The organism is Nitrosomonas sp. sh817, assembly GCF_030908545.1.
Taxonomy (GTDB): domain Bacteria; phylum Pseudomonadota; class Gammaproteobacteria; order Burkholderiales; family Nitrosomonadaceae; genus Nitrosomonas.
Window position 1 is genome coordinate 2472756 of the sequence record NZ_CP133083.1, and the last position, 15146, is coordinate 2487901.

At 54.2% G+C, this 15146-nt stretch carries 5 protein-coding genes; all 5 read left to right on the forward strand.

Going from position 1 to position 15146, the window contains the following annotated elements; translation table 11 throughout:
• Nucleotides 1-281: 281 nt before the first annotated feature.
• Genes RBH92_RS11735 through RBH92_RS11755 form a run of 5 tightly spaced genes read left to right on the forward strand, consistent with a single transcriptional unit; the run spans nt 282 to nt 15145 of the window.
• Nucleotides 282-1211, forward strand: coding sequence for a hypothetical protein (locus RBH92_RS11735; protein WP_307932213.1), 930 nt, complete (start codon nt 282-284; stop codon nt 1209-1211).
• Nucleotides 1211-2767, forward strand: coding sequence for a hypothetical protein (locus RBH92_RS11740; RefSeq protein ID WP_307932214.1), 1557 nt, complete (start codon nt 1211-1213; stop codon nt 2765-2767). The genes RBH92_RS11735 and RBH92_RS11740 overlap by 1 nt, the downstream gene beginning before the upstream one ends.
• On the forward strand, nt 2757-6155 hold the full coding sequence (locus RBH92_RS11745) for a DUF6603 domain-containing protein (RefSeq protein WP_307932215.1): 3399 nt from the start codon (nt 2757-2759) through the stop codon (nt 6153-6155). Before RBH92_RS11740 ends, RBH92_RS11745 begins: the two co-directional genes overlap by 11 nt.
• Nucleotides 6155-9469: a hypothetical protein gene (locus RBH92_RS11750; protein ID WP_307932216.1), complete on the forward strand. Its 3315-nt coding sequence runs from the start codon at nt 6155-6157 to the stop codon at nt 9467-9469. Before RBH92_RS11745 ends, RBH92_RS11750 begins: the two co-directional genes overlap by 1 nt.
• 45 nt (nt 9470-9514) lie before the next feature.
• Nucleotides 9515-15145: a hypothetical protein gene (locus tag RBH92_RS11755; RefSeq protein WP_307932217.1), complete on the forward strand. Its 5631-nt coding sequence runs from the start codon at nt 9515-9517 to the stop codon at nt 15143-15145.
• The last annotated feature ends 1 nt before the right edge of the window (nt 15146 follow it).

The window sequence follows — 15146 nt, forward strand, 5'->3', positions numbered from 1 at the left end:
AACAAATAATAATAAAGGGTTATCCCATTATTAGCTGCATCAAAACCCACCTAAAAGACCCTCAATCGAGATAAAACCGATCTGCATACTTTTGTGGATCGGTGAATTCAGTCAAGTTTTAAGCATCGCGAAAATTCCCAGCAACACTGGTGAGTTTTACAAGCGTCACTGCATCCGATCAAACCCGGTCATTTTTATGACAGAAGTGATTGGTTGAATTATTAAGACAAGTGCAACTGTGCAATCGTACGGTTGCTGAGCTTAATTAATAGGCGGTTACTATGGCTGCAAACATCTCGTTCAAACTGTCCGGTTATCCGGATAGCACCATCCGGCATTCCGCTGCAGCATCGTTGCCGCGCGCCGGGGCCGCTATCAGCAATCTAAAAGGCGCCAGCCGGGCGCATCATACGCAGATTGGTTTGGGAACACTGGGTTTTTTTGCCGCGAAACGAAACGCACCGGACTGGCAGTCGCTGGTATTGGTATCCAATCGGCATGTCTTGCTCGCCCACGATGCCGAATGCGGCGACATAATTTTCCAGCCTGGTTACGAAGAACAAGGCGATCAAACCGTGTTTGACGTCTCACACTTAAACGCCATCGCCAAAATCGATCATACGGGAATGTGCGGACACTATCACTACACTTATCCCGGGGAGCCGGAAAAACCTTATTTCATCGACTGTGCAACCGCTGCCTTATTATTAAAGCAGACTGAAAATCCGCTGCGTATTCACAGTAAAGCCCAGTATTTCACCCAAGTTGCCAGGATTCATCCGCACGACACCTTCGAAGGCAGAGAACTCAAAGTACGCCTGCCGGGCCGGAGTGACACGATTTGGGGAAAAGTCATCGATAGCGAAGCCACGGTTGAAACAGTTTCTGGCGGACGCTGCCACAATACGTTGGTGATTCGCGCCATACCGGGTGACAAAGGTGAGTTGCACCCGTTCTCGCGCAAAGGCGATTCCGGCGCATTGCTCGTCGATCAATACCAGCGCGCCGTCGGCTTGTTGTGGGGTCAACACATGCACGACCCTTACATAGCTTATGCCTGCCATATCCACCCGGTACTAAGTTTTCTGCAAATTATTCCTTGGCGTTTCAATTTTTGTGCATCCCAATCAACCCCAAAGGGCGGGTACGATACTGCAGAAAAAATTCATTCAATTTCCAAACTATTTCCGCATCGCATGGAGGTGAGGTGATGGATCAAAAAGAACTCGCTGCATTACACGCGGAAGCCGAAACCGAGCTGAAAAAAATTCCGGGCGTGATCGGCGTCGGCTACGGCCTGAAAGAAGTCGGCGGCAAAACCACCAATCAGATTGCGTTTCGCGTGTACGTCAAGGAAAAACGCAAGCCGGAAGATTTGAATCCTGCCGATATCATCCCGAAAGAATACAAGGGCATACCCACCGATGTGGTGCTGATCATTCAAACCAAACCGCTGCATTGCGAAGATTTGAGTCAACATTCACCATTGATCGGCGGTATATCGATCACCAATTTCAAAGCCGATAATTCAGGCCAAATCGGCGTCGGAACCTTGGGATGCTTTGCTACATTGAACGGCGTCAGCGGACCGGAAAATGTCGTGTTGCTTTCCAATAATCATGTGCTTGCAAGCAATAATGCAGTCAATGGCGATACCGTTTACCAGCCGCGCCATATCGAAAGCGGAGGAGTCATAAGTCCCGATGGCACACAGGAACGGCGTAATCCGATTGGAAAAATCCATAACATCGGGCAGCAAGCAGTTTATTCTTATGCCTATCCCAGTGAAACAGCCCAAGATTATTACTTGGATTGCGCCATTGCCAAACTGGATATTTGCATTTCCAGCTGGTGCAACACCAATTGCGGCGTATCGTACAAAAACGAAATTCGCAGCTTGAATATTGCTGGTAACAGCAGACTGGAAGACGTTGTCCGTGTCGCGCAAAGCGATTTGAGTGGCGGTGACTATGTTGTCCACAAAGTTGGGCGCAGAACCAGTAAAACCACCGGTAAAGTTATCGATACGATTGCAATTGACGCCGCAGGCGGGCGTTTTATGCTGATCGAAGCTACACAACCCGACTGCAACGGTACACTACAATTTTCCGCGGAAGGTGATTCAGGATCCGCCGTAGTCAACGCACAAAATAGACTCGTCGGGCTTCTGTACGGTGGCGACGCAAGTAATCCGGCCAGATCGGCGGCCTGCCATATCCACCCGGTGATGGCCTACCTCAGCATCACCCCCATTACCACCGCCAACCCGCCAGTCGGTCCAGCCGGGCAAACGTTGAACGATGTCGAAGGCATTTTCACCGGCATCAACCATACCACCGAAGTGCGCGAGCGCTTCTTGAACACGCGCAAGGGCGCTGAGATTTACCAGCAGATTCTCGATCATCGTCAGGAAGTCATCGCGCTCGTCAATCACCGGCGGCCGGTTACCGTAGCTTGGCATCGCAGCAAAGGTCCTGTGTTCTTGGCGCACTTTGTCAACAATGCGCGCGACCCGGCGCACATCATTCCGCTTGAAGTGGAAGGCATCACACGCGATCAGATGATCCGGCGCATGGCCGAGGTGCTCACGCAGCAGGGCAGCGAGTCTTTGCAACAAGTCATCCGCCACTACTTTGACGAAGTGATGGGATTCATCAACAGTTTCGATAACCTGCACGAGTTCGTTAAGCAGTTTGAAACCGAGCCTCATGTAGATGAATTAATCAATCGCTCCACTTTCGTTGAGGAGACCAACGATGTCAAATGAAGTGGATACCTTACAGCGCGTTCTGCTGCAAATCTCCAACGTATTGGAGCCGCTGGAGCGCGAGCTGAATAGCACGCGTGCGGTGCAAACGTTTGCTGAACTCGGCATCACGCTCAACAGCGGTCAAGTGTCGTCGCTGGCTTCGCCGATGCAAGCGCTGGTCGCCAGCAGCAAAACCGTGCTGCAAAAAGCCGGGGATTTGGCGGAAGCGATTGAGGCGGAAGACATTGGGCAAATTATCGCGATCAGCGCGGAACTGATCAGCCAAGTCATCACCGCCATTCAGAAAATCGATCAGTTGCAGACCGCCGTGCAAGGGATCGGCGGTATTCCGGCGAACGTTTCCAGTCATTTCGCCGAGCGTCTGTTTAACTACTTGCTGGTCCGCACGCTGGATGCCGCCAACGGTATCAACGAATTCCTCGAGCTGCTGGGCATACTCGAGCGTCAACGTAACAACATTGGCTCCACCGATCCGGGCAATCCGGAATTCACCATTTCCACCTTTCATTTCAACGAACTGGGCAAGTGGCTGGAATCGCCGGTATCGGCATTGCAATCGCACTACAACTGGGGCAGCAACAGCCTGGATGCAGCCGGTTTGTTGCAGCGGCTCGAACGCTTGTTGCTTCATCTCAAAGCGCCGGTTTTCTACGACGACACCGCGCCCACGCCGATTCTCGAAGCGGTCATTTTTCAGCTGCGGCCGCGCACCGATCTCAACCCCAATGGCTTGAGCTTATCAGTCCGGCAGAATCTCAGTCCCGGCAAAATCGAATTTGCCGCCGACGACCTGAAAGTCACGCTGGACTTGCAGGCCACGCTGCCGTTCGGCGCCGAACTGGTAATCCAGCCGCCAGCCAAATTTACTTTCCAAACTTCCGCAGCCGATACGGTTTCCGGCTCGTTGAGCCTCAGCGTCAGCGCCGACCGCACACAAGCGGCAACGCCCTATCTATTGATTGGCGACCCGGACGGCAGCCGGTTGGAAGTCGGTAAATTCGGCGTCAGCTTCGGCGGCCGGATTCAAGGCAGCGGCGGACAATCGGCAGCGGATTTTACCGTCGGCGGTGAAATCGGCGCCGGTAAACTGGCGATTTCGTTTGCCGACGGCGATGGTTTCCTCACCAATATTCTAAGCGGCATCCAGCTCAATTCCGATTTCGGCATGGCGTTTGGCTACAACAGCAGCAACGGCTTATTTTTCGTCGGCAGCAGCGCGCTGGAAATCCAATTGCCGCTGCACCTGAATCTCGGACCGGTGGAAGTCAGCGCGCTTACTTTTTCGGTTGGTATCGACAACAACAAATTCCCCACCGCTATTTCTGCGGATATCAAAGCCGCATTGGGTCCGCTTGCAGCCGTCGTCGAGAACATCGGTCTGGCGATCGACTTTGCCTTGGTCGACAACCGCAGCGGCAATGCCGGGCCGGTCGATATCAGTCTGGGTTTCAAACCGCCTAACGGTGTGGGCTTGTCGCTCGATGTCGGCATCGTCAAAGGCGGCGGTTATCTTTATTTTGATTTCGATAAGGAAGAATACGCCGGCGCGCTGGAGTTGATGTTCAGCGGCATCGTCACGGTGAAAGCGATCGGCTTGATTACTACGCGCATGCCCGACGGTTCCGACGGCTTCTCATTGCTGATCATACTCAGCGCCGAATTCGGCACGCCGTTGCAATTGGGTTTCGGTTTTACCTTGAATGCAGTCGGCGGATTACTCGGCCTAAACCGCACGATGGAATTGGAGATCATCGCGGCCGGTGTACGCACGGGTTCAATCGACAGCATCATGTTCCCGGACAATATCATCGAGAATGCGCCGCGCATCATCAGCGATCTGCGTCAGTTCTTCCCGCCCGCGCAAGATGTATTTCTGATCGGCCCGATGGCTAAGCTGGGTTGGGGAACACCGACACTGGTTAGCGCTTCACTCGGCATCATCATCGAAATACCGCCGGGAAACATCGCCATTCTCGGCGTGTTGAAAGTTGCGCTGCCTGATGAAGACGCGGCGTTGATCATCATTCAGGTCAGTTTTATCGGCGCCTTGGAAGTCGACAAGCAGCGCTTGTGGTTTTATGCCAGTTTGTACGATTCGCGCGTGATTTTTCTCACTATCGACGGCGATATGGGGCTATTGATCGCCTGGGGCGACAATGCCAATTTTGTGATCAGTGTCGGCGGCTTCCACCCTTCCTTCAAACCGCCGCCACTGCCTTTTCCCAATCCTAACCGGATTGCCATCAATATTCTAAACACTTCGTTTGCCCGTATCGGGGTGGAAGGCTATTTCGCGGTGACTTCCAATACCGTGCAGTTCGGCGCCAAAGCGGAAGTTTATTTCGGGCTCAGCGCTTTCAATATCTCCGGTCATATCGGTTTTGATGCATTGTTTCAGTTCTCGCCGTTCTACTTCATCATTACCGTTTCCGCCTCGTTCGAAGTCAAAGTGTTCGGCATCGGCTTTTTCAGCGTGCGAATGCGCGGCGAGCTGGAAGGCACCTCACCGTGGCATATCGAAGGCGAAGGCTCGATCTCGCTGCTATTCTGGGATATCGATGTACCCTTTAGTCATACCTGGGGCGAAGACGAAAACACGACGCTGCCGGCCATCGACATCATGCCGCTCATCGCAGCGGAATTCGAGAAGCTGGAAAACTGGACGGCCGAACTACCGACATCCAATCAATTGCTGGTATCGCTGCGCGCGATTGAAAGCACCAGCGATTTAATTCTGCATCCGGTCGGCGTATTGCGCGTCAACCAGCGCGCCATCCCGCTCGATTTGGATCTGGACAAAGTCGGCAATCAGAAACCGAAAGACGCCAAACGATTGACCGTCGAAGTGATCGATACCGGTTTGGCGAAGGCGGCGGATACCAAGGAATCGTTTGCCACCGCGCAATATAAAAACCTAAGCGATGCCAATAAATTGAGCGCGCCCGCATACGAAAAGCAAAATGCCGGTATCGAATTGTCGGTCAGCAACCAGCAAATGAAATCGTCCGCAGCGGTTAAACGGATCGTGCGTTACGAGCAAAATATCATCGACAACAATTTTATTTCACTGCTGATCCGCTTTGTCGCCATCGGCGCCGAATTTTTCAATCACTTTCTGGGCCGTAACGCCGCGTCGAAATCAGCGCTTTCGGCAAACTATAAGACGCAGAAAGCACCGGTCGATCAAAAAATCGTCGTGAAAGAAACCGGCTACGTGGTCGCTTCGACGATGAACAACAGTCCGCATAGCAAAAATGCTTATTTTGCGACGCACGCACAAGCACAAGACTTTCTGCGCGCGCAAGTCAATCAATCACCCGCGCTGCAAGACAGTCTGCACGTCATCCCAAGCGTCGAAGCGGCGCCTCTGCAGGAGGCGGCATAATGGCGATCGGCACGTATACTTTCTTACCGTGGCTGCGGCAAGGCATCGCCAATAATATCCAGTCGGCGGATTTGGATGCTTCGGTCAAAACCCGCGCCAGTGTCGCCGTCAGTTTGAACATCAAAGGCAGCGGCGGCGAAGGCGGCGATGTCGCCGCGCCGGTCAATAAAAACGTTGCCCTGTACGGCCCCGGCGACATCATCGGTATCGAATCGAGAGCGATTATCAAAACCGAGCCGCTCAACTGGATCACCAACTTCGAACCGAATTATCTGTGCCACATCGAGTTTTACGACGAAGATTTTCCGTGGCGTTACACCCCCGCTGCACCGGCGGGATCGCGCCTGCGGCCTTGGGTCACGCTGATCGTACTCACCGAAGCCGAATTTGCCGAAGGCGGCAATATTTCCGGTAAGCCGCTGCCCTTCATCGACATCAAGGCTAATCCGTTCGATGCGGTATTTCCCAAAGCCGAGGAACTGTGGGCGTGGGCTCATGTGCACGTCAACAAAAACATCGCCGGCGGTCAGGACGCGCCGCAAGCGCCGGATATCAACAATACGCTGTCGCAACTGCAAAGTGTATTGGCGCAAAATGCCGACGAAGCCTATTCGCGCATCGTCTGTCCGCGTAAGCTGTCGCCGAATGAACGCTATCACGCGTTTCTGATTCCGACCTTTGAAACCGGCCGTCTGGCCGGACTGGGGCTGAACCCTGATGATGCGCCGCATGCGACATTCTCGGCATGGGGCGAAGGCCGTCCGGCACCGACGCAATTCCCGGTTTATTACCGCTGGTTTTTCCGCACCGGCTCGCAAGGCGACTTTGAATATCTGGTGCGGCTGCTCGAGCCGAAACCGGCAGATAGCCGCGTCGGCCGCCGCGATATCGACGTGCAAAACCCCGGCTCCAATATCAGCGGCATTCAAAATCCGGATCTCGAAGGTGTGCTGAAACTCGGCGGCGCGCTGCTCGCACCGTTGAGTAATGAAGCCGAGCAGGAAATCGTCAAGTGGGAAAATTGGGATCAGCCGTATCCGCATGTGTTCCAACAGGAGCTGGCGGCCTTTCTGAATCTCGCCGATGACTACGCCCGCCTTGCCGCCGATGCGGCGAACCAGAATACCGATCTGCCCGATGCCATCCAGGCCGATCCCGATCCGCTGATCACCCCGCCGATCTATGGCCGCTGGCACGCGCTCCGCAACCGCGTACTGAAAGAAGCCGACGGCAGCGACGCACCGAACAATGACAACTGGCTGCATGAACTGAACCTCGATCCGCGCTGGCGCAGTGCTGCCGGTTTCGGTACCGACGTCATCATCGCCAATCAGGAAGAGTACATGGACGCGGCGTGGGATCAGGTCGGCGACGTGCTCGAAGCCAACCGCCAAATCCGTCTGGCGCAACTGGCTAAAATGACCGCCAATAGCTGGTATCAGAAACAAGTGCTGCCGCTGCAACAGATCAGCCACGACAAAATTCTGTTCATGACAGCACCGGTGCAGAAACGCGTCATCAGCCAAGGCGTCACGGTTTCTCATCGAATCAAGCAAAGCCCGGTCACACCCGCGCTGACCTCCGCACCGCTGCGGCGCATGTTGCGCCCGAACGGGCGCTTGCAAAAGCTGTCGGCCTTTGACGAGCGTATCCATTCAAACAATCTGATTACCCGCGTCAACGACGATATCGTCACTGCCGCGCCGCCGCATATGATCCCCGCTACGTTGCCGTCGCTAGACAATCTCTCGCAAGATGCGCAACCCAAGGATGTGCCGTCCTGGTTGCTGGATTTGCTGAAACGTTATCCGTTCATTCCCTATCTCTTATTGGCGTTGATTCTAGTGCTGATTGTCGTGCTGGCGATTATCGGCGCCAGCACCGCAATCTGGGCTGTAGCGGCAATCGCTGGCGCGGGAATATTGTTGGCTTACCGTACTGCGCAGCGTTTAATCACGCAAATGAATCAAGCCGATTCGGTAGCCGAAACCGGGCAAACACCAGCTGCGGTCGACGCGATGCCGCCCAGCAGTAATTTTGTGCTGACGCCGGAACTGAATCCTTTAGCGCTGGACCCGGCCAATCCGCCGCAACCCGCAACCGCCGGTGCAGTCGATAATATCCAATCGAGCCGCTTTAAAGCCGCGCTGAAAGATTCTTACACATTGCTGCAGAACGGCCTGCAAGCCGGCGTCATCCCCGCAGCCGTGCCGGTAAATGTCGCCCAATTGGCGACGGACACATTGGTCAAATTGAACCCGGCAGTGACGATTCCAAAATGGACATTGAACAATATCCTGTTGCCGGCTCACATCTTTAAATTGATCGGCGAGAAGTTTGTCGAAGCGATGGCGTATCCGGAATTCGATATCCCCATGTACAAACCGCTGGTCGACAAATCCACCGAATTGTTTGTGCCGAACCTGAATTTCATCGCACAAAATACCATCACCTTATTGAAGACCAACCAGCCTTTTATCGAATCGTACATGGTCGGGCTCAATCACGAATTCGCGCGCGAATTGCTCTGGCGCGAATATCCGACCGATCAGCGCGGCTCCTACTTCCGGCAATTCTGGGACGTTAGCGGTTTTCTCAGCCCCACCGAGGACAGCGAGCAGCGCCGCGAGGAATTGAAAGACATTCCGCCGATTCACCGCTGGTCGCGGTTCTCTAAACTGGGCGAGCACGATCACCGCGAGCAAGGTTTGGAAAACGAAGAAGAACTGGTACTGGTGATTCGCGGCGAATTGCTGAAAAAATACCCGAATGCGGTCATCTATGCGCAAAAAGCCAAATGGCAACCGATCAGCGATACCAATCCGGCGCCGAACAAAAAAACCGAGCGGGTGTTCGACGACAGCGTGCCGATCAAAACGCCGCTGTACGAAGCGCAAGTCAAACCGGATATTTACTTCTTCGGTTTCGATTTAACCGAAGAAGAAGCACGCGGCAACCCCGAAGCCGACGACGAACCCGGCTGGTTCTTCGTGATCAAGGAACGGCCCGGCGAACCGCGCTTCGGCTTGGATATCGACCGCGAAGGTCCGATTCAAGTCTGGAACGATCTCGCTTGGACGGATGTCGCGCCCGGCATCAGCGATGGCGAATTCATCGACATTGCCAGCGCGCCGCCGCGCAGCTTGCCCAATACGGCGCCGGGCGGCACCGCGCAGGAAAAAGCGGAACAATGGAAAGAGGATCATCTGTTGAGCTGGACAGCCAATATCAACTCGGCGGAACTGGCTTATATCTTGTTCCAAGCACCGGTGCTGGTTGGCGTGCATGCGGCCGAAATGCTGCCGCCCGACTAAGCCTGGCAGCCAGCGTATAAAAATTTAACCGGCAGAATTTGACTTATGACTCAATTCGAAGACACTCAAAAGCAGATCGATCAAGCGCGGCAACAGCACCGGCAAAGCCGGTTGGATTGGTTCGCCACCAACGAAAAGCTGCAAAAAAACGAACGCTTGATCGCCTCGTTGCGCCGCCGGACGGACGGCAGTGCCAAGGAACAATTACAAGCATTGCTGCATGAGCAGGAATCCTTGCGTGGTACTACCGCCAAATTGCAAGCCGAACTCGAACGAAACCGTCAGATTTTGCTCGATCAAGAAACGCTGTTCGAAGTTTTTTCCGATCCCACCCAAAACATCGCACAACTCAACGATCTTCACCCAATCCTGTTATTTCCGTTGCGCATCGAAACGCGCTTTAAAACAATCGCCAACCCCGATGAACGCGATGGCGTCTCCCAGCAGCTATGGGTGCGAGTCTATCCGGACGACATCAGCGTCGATACCTTTGAGGAGATTCCCTCAGAAATTGAAATCAGCAACACCCGCGTTTACTGGACCAATATCTGGAAAGCGGGTGGTGCCGACAGCGAAAAACGCGCGGCGTGGCAATCGCTGGTGAAAAGCCACGGCGCGGGCCGGGCGTATTGGTTGAGTCAATCATTCAAGCCGCTGAATCTAGCTGAAGAACCGGTCAAAGCCGATGGCGATTATATTTTGGTGATTGTTTCCGGACAACCGCTGCCTGCTGCCGAAAAACCAGCGGTGCAACAATACTGGCAAGCCGTATTCAGCGCCCATAACGATGCCACGGCGTTGGATACGGCGTTTGCCACGCTCAAAAACGATCTCGGCGAACCTCGCGCGCAAGAAATCGTCAATTCATACCAACCGCAGAACTTGAATGTCAAACCGGCGCACCCCGAAACCATCACCAACGTACGCGTCGAGTTTCTGGAATTGCCGGTCATCAACGATGTCGATACGCAGTTGCTGGCCTGGTCCAATCCGGCGCGCGTCGCGCTGTTACCGGAACGGTTCGTGGTGATGGGTTTCAACGGCAAAGCGCAGACACTGCTGCATATCGGCCGCCCGGTGCCGTCGGAACTGATCGTCGGACCCAACCCCAATGCCCCAGAAGATCAGCAATTACGGCTGGAAGACGATGAACTGATCGTACCCGATGAAATGAAATGGATCACCGATTTTGACGAAGCAGTCGCCAAAGGCATGGGATTCAAGATTAATCTGAACGACATCCAGGCAAAACGCGGCTTCGACCGGTTGTTTGTGCTCGGTGTCCGGCTCAGCGCCGATGTCAACAAAAGCCGCGAGCAATTGCAGCAGTTGATTCAGCATCATCAACGCAGCCGCAAAGGATTCAGTTTCCTGATGCAAGGCGCGCCGACCAACAACGTCGAAGATCAGGAAAGCGGCTATACCTGGTTCAGCGACGCCGATACCAGTTACGATCATTATTTCAATCAGTTCATCACCGACGATGACCCCGCCGATTGGCGCACACGCAAGGATGGCCGCTGGCTGGCACAAAGCCTGGGTATCGACCCGGCAATTCTGAAATTATCGCCGCAGTATTACGCTAACGATCAGCTGGAAGCCAGAGCGATGAACGAAGCGCTGTGGCCGGCGACACTGGGTTATTTCATGGATCAAATGATGGAACCGGTATTCAGCGACGGCACCATCACCCGCACACGTAACTATTTCAATCGTTACGTGCTCGGTCGCGGCACACTGCCGGCGATCCGCATCGGCAAGCAACCTTACGGCATCTTACCAGCCACGCCGTTCTCGCGCATGGCGTGGATCAACCGCAAGTTGTTCAGCAACGACCGATTGGAATCTGAAATATCCGGTTCTTTCCTATTCCTATCCGGTCTTTACGAGCTCATCAAGAAAGCCGATGAGCGCTGGACTTCGCTGCTGCCGAACGTGTCGTATGTCGGCAAACCGCAAACCGACCCGCAACAGGCGTTACTCGATATCGTCGGCCTGCACCCCGCATCGGTCGAGTTTTATCAACGCTATGCCGAAAGCGCCGAACAGTTGTACAACCGCTACAAAACTTCCGGCATCAACGGCGCGATTTACGCCACGATTGCCTCGCTGTTTTATACCCAAAGCGGCCTTAACTTACTGGCGCAACTGGGTTATTCGACGCAGGACAACAACAAGATTCCCGGCATTCTGAATAAATTTTTCACGCTCGCCGCCAACTTGCTGAAGGGCCCGCTGATCGACGATCAAGCGCTTTCGGAATTCAACCCGGTGCGGGTTTATCACACCGATGGTTCGAATTACCTCGAATGGCTCGCTGCCGCAGCGCGCCAATCACACAATGCCCTGCGTTTGCAACAAGGATTCATCGACGATAAGCCGCCAACCGCGCTGCTCTATTTAATGTTGCACCATGCACTCGACCTGTCTTACCTCGATACCAGTTTGCGCTTGCACCTCGAAGCGAATGTGCTGAATCCGCAACAATTCTCACTGGCGAAACGCGAACCGAAGTTTCTGCACATCCAGGAAGCCGAAGAAGATAAAGGCAGTCCTTGGCAATATCTGTACAAAACCGAGCCAGCAATCACCAATCAGCCGAATTTGCAAATCGCTGACTTTATCCCGAAGATTCTGGCAATTCGGAATCCTTATCTGAATACCCAGATCAACGCCTTGGAGCGTTTGCAGCAAACCCCCACGGCGCGGCTGGAGCGGATTTTCGCCGAGCATATCGACTGCTGCAGCTACCGCCTCGACGCCTGGTGGCTCGGGTTGTTGAACGTGCAACTGGATATCATGCAGCAAATAGCCGGGCAAGCGCAGCCGGAGCCCGGCACTGCACCCAACAATGGTAACGCTGCCGATTCGCATGGTTGTTATTTGGGTGCCTACGGCTGGCTGGAAGATATCCGTCCGGAAAACAAAAATCTGACACCGGTCAAACTGACGGACGATCTCGATAAAATTTTCAACAAACCCGGCCAAGCGCCATTGAACGCGGACGACAAGAATTTCGGTTACATCCACGCCCCCTCGTTGAATCATGCCGTCACCGCCGCGGTGCTGCGCAACGGTTATCTGGCCAATGCCACACCCAGCAATCCCGACAGCCTGGCGATCAACCTCACTTCCGAGCGCGTGCGGCTGGCAATGAACGTTATCGATGGCATGCGCAACGGCCAGAGTCTCTCAGCCTTGCTCGGGTATTATCTGGAGCGCGGTCTGCACGATGCCGGTGATCTGTTCCTCGACAGCATCATCTTCGATTTGCGCAAGCAATTCCCGCTCGCCGGCGACCGGTTATCGACCACCGCGACTCCCAGCAACGAGCCGATCAGCGCGGTAGAAGCACGCAACGTGGTCGACGGCTTGGCGCTGATCGAACATGTACAGGAACAAACCGGCGCGAACCGGAATTATCCATTCGGCATTACGGCATTACCTACCATCACCGAGCAAAACAAATTGGACGCGATCAATCGCGAAGTGCAGCGCATCATGAATATCAACGATGCGGTTGCCGATCTGGCGATGGCGGAAGGCGTCTACCAAGTGGTGCAAGGCAATTACGATCGTGCCGCCGGAACATTGGATGCCTTCAGCAAGGGACATTTCCCGCCGATCCCGGAAGTGGTGCAGACACCGCGCAGCGGCGTCACACTGACGCACCGGGTCGGTTTGCACTTGCGCGCCGGATTGAATCCCGGCGCCCCTGCTAACAGCACGCCGCGTGCAAAAGCGGAACCGGCAATCAATCAATGGCTGACGCAACTATTGCCGGCAATGAGCGATATTTTCTGCACCGTCGATTATTACCACCAAGGTAACGCGCAACAGGAACAGCGAACGATCAGCGCGCAGAATTTGAGCTTGCTGGCGGCCGATCTGATGTACATGCTATCGAGCGACCAACAGCAAATGACCGCGCTCGATGATCGCATCCTGACCTATGTTTATGCCATCCCCGGCGTTCGCGTCGACAGCGGCATCAAAATCCAATACCGCGGCAAGCTGCCCGGAAAATTCTCATTTTTTGAAGTAATGCCGATGCTGCATGATCTTAAAGCATTGATCACCCAATCGCGCCCGCTGAAAACCACCGACGCGAAACTGCCGAACGAAGCGTCGCAGCAAGACGATGGTGTAGCAACCATCCGTGTGGAAAAAGTCACTGCGGTGCGTGACTTGCTGTTGCCGCAGCAAACCGCCTTGACCGCGCTGAAAACACAAATCGATACCTGGCTGAACGATCCTGATCCGGCTATCGCGGAGAACAATGCGCTCGCTCATCTCGATGAAATGATCAATGGTTATTTACCACTCGCACACGCAATCGGCCAATTCGGTCTGTCCGGCGCGGCAACCGGATTTGTATACGATTGGCGGCGCGCCCAATTCCTGGCGTTGCTGGAAAAACTGCAAAACATCGTCACGCGCTGGCAGACGGCGCTGCTGGAATTCGAGCAACGCATCGCCGGTTTCGCTACGCTCGATCCGGCAATGCCGGTCGAAGACAAAATGCAGTATCTGATGCAAGCGGCGTTATTGATCGTGACCGAATCGATCCCGATCCCGGCATCGAACGATCCCAACGATTTGCTCACCACGTTGAATACCACGCAAAAAACCAATTTTCAGAACAGTTTGACCAATCTTGGAAATCTGCTGGCAACCGCCAGCCAGGTTGGCGCGTTATACGCGGCACTACTGGCCAAGGAAAGTGACATTGCGCTGCACGATACGCAGGCGCTGGATATGACCGACAATAAAAAAGCCATCGTCAGTTTTGCACAAACTTTGCAAGCCAAAGTGCAAGCGCTGGCGGCGGATATCGACAAGCGCTTGGCCGCGGCAAATGATCTGATCACCGGCGATCCTTCGGCTTCCGCAGAGCAGCGTATCGATGAACTGACGCGGGCGATCCGGCAGTTAACGCACGAGGATTTCGTCATCCTGCCCGAGTTTAATTTGAGCGCCGCGCATGGCGGCGAATGGCAGCAAAGCTACGATAATCGCGCACAATTGCTGAATTATCAGAAAAATGATCTGAGCGTGGATTTTCCCGAAGACAATTGGCTATACGGTGTCGCCCGGGTTCGGGAAAAATTGCAACGCTGGGAAAGCGTGACGCAATTTGGCGAGGCGTTGAACAATGTCAGTCTAAGTCTGACGCCGTTGCAGTTTCCTTATCGTTCTGACGATCATTGGCTGGCGTTGCAATATCCCGATACCCAGCCCGGCACGGGCGATCCGTTTGTGATCGACGGCGACAAATTGCTGTATACCGCGCATTACGCCGATGCCTTTGCGCAGAATTCCGCCATTTGCGGCTTATTGCTCGACGAATGGACCGAAGTCATTCCGACTACCCAGGAAACCACCGGATTGACGTTTCATTACGACCGCCCCAATTGCGAAGCACCGCAATCATTGCTGCTGGCATTACCGGCCAACTTTACCGGTCACTGGCAATGGCAGGATCTGGTCGATACCTTGCACGAAACCTTGGACATGGCGCGTAAACGCGCCGTTGAACCGGCGCATTGGAACGAAACCGAATACGCCCGTTTTCTGCCTGCCGTGATTTCTTCAGTCACCCGCTATCCGATCATGATGACGCTGGATCTGGCCTTCAATAACGCGGTGCAATTCAAAACCAATGTAGAGAATTAAC